Origin of the sequence: Acetobacter senegalensis, from assembly GCF_001580995.1 — a bacterium.
In the GTDB taxonomy this organism is placed as follows: Bacteria; Pseudomonadota; Alphaproteobacteria; order Acetobacterales; family Acetobacteraceae; genus Acetobacter; species Acetobacter senegalensis.
Genome location: NZ_LHZU01000020.1, coordinates 1 through 904, shown reverse-complemented (window position 1 = coordinate 904; position 904 = coordinate 1). Strand labels below are relative to the sequence as shown.

Below are 904 nucleotides of genomic sequence, written 5' to 3'. Positions count from 1 at the left end.
CCCCGCACCGCTTTACGGCCCAGCCGCAGCAGCGCGGCTGGCGTTTGCGGGCTGTTGACATGCAGCAGAAGAGCGGCCTGTTTTTCCGCCAGAAACGGCACCTGCGCGGCAACAGGACGTGGAGCCAGCAACCCGGCCTCAACAGCCTCAGTCGGCACATGGTGGGCTTGCAGCCCCCGCAGAAGAAGGCGTGCGCCTTCCCCTAATCCCGACCCCCTGCCAATCTCGCCAGCCACCAGCATCCGGCCATCACACGCAGGGGCGGGCCAGGTTGCTTTGGGGGCCAGCTTTGCCGTCATGCCAGCCAGCGCCCGACGGCGGCTTTCCACTGGCAACAGGCGCCACAGGCGATGAAAAAGATGCAGGTCGGACGTCACTCTTCCATTGTGTCAGAAACGTATCAGACCGCCTACCCCTGAAAACGGAGGGATTGCGCCAATGTGCAAGCCAGATAATACTGCTCACCCCATGGTGACTGATTGCAACTGCCCTGTCTGCACCGCCCCTCTTGCTGCCTCCCCGTGCGCGTGGGGGCAAGCTATGCCGCTCATATCCCGGCACTCCGTCCTTATGGCGGGTGGCCTGCGCACCCCACCGGAGCCTGCGCGCTCATGAGCTGTGCGTCCCGCCGCCATAACCCGGAGCGGGGCGTTATTCGTGTTCGCACGCTCTCTGAAACCTTGCCACCGCCGCAGACACAATTGCCTCAATTCAGGATAGCCGTGCCCCCGCCCGATCTCTCCCGATGGACGGCGGGTAATTGTGGCATTGCGGGCGTGCATCATTTTGAAGCCACACTCCCCGGCCCGCATGTTGCGCTAACGGCCCTGATGCATGGCAATGAATATAGCGGCGCGCATGTTCTGGCCGATCTGCTCACCCGGAACATCCGCCCCCACCGTGG

The 904-nt window shown here is 63.7% G+C and carries 2 pseudogenes; one reads left to right on the top strand and one right to left on the bottom strand.

The window, feature by feature from the left end:
• Positions 1-377 (bottom strand): annotated as a pseudogene (locus tag AD948_RS00125) (glycosyltransferase family 4 protein); the annotation flags it as partial.
• Between the two features lie 234 nt (positions 378-611).
• Here AD948_RS00125 and AD948_RS17450 point away from each other — a divergent pair.
• Positions 612-904, top strand: a pseudogene (locus AD948_RS17450) (peptidase M14); the annotation flags it as partial.